Below are 258 nucleotides of genomic sequence, written 5' to 3'. Positions count from 1 at the left end.
GCCACCGACCTCCTGGCGGACCTGCGCCGCCACGACTCCCGTCTGCTCCTCTCGGCCGACGACACCGCCCACCTGGCGCCCGGCGTCGCGGCGTGGCTCGAACGCGAGGTGACTCCCGCGGCCGTGCGCAGAGCCCTGACGGCCGACCTCCCGCCCGAGGGCCTACGACGCCCGGCGGCCCTGCTGGCCCATCGCCTCGCCTCCCAGCTCCCGCCACCCGCCCCGTTCCGGGCCCGGACCACCGCCCCGCCACCCGTC

Annotated in this window: 1 pseudogene; it reads left to right on the top strand. The window is 79.1% G+C overall.

Going from position 1 to position 258, the window contains the following annotated elements:
* A pseudogene (locus CCN29_RS36805) lies at positions 1–258 on the top strand (helix-turn-helix domain-containing protein); the annotation flags it as partial.

It is taken from the genome of Streptomyces pseudogriseolus (genome assembly GCA_002154585.1).
In the GTDB taxonomy this organism is placed as follows: Bacteria; Actinomycetota; Actinomycetes; order Streptomycetales; family Streptomycetaceae; genus Streptomyces; species Streptomyces pseudogriseolus.
The sequence above is the reverse complement of the archived record's forward strand: the minus strand, read 5'-3'. Positions and strand labels throughout refer to the sequence as shown.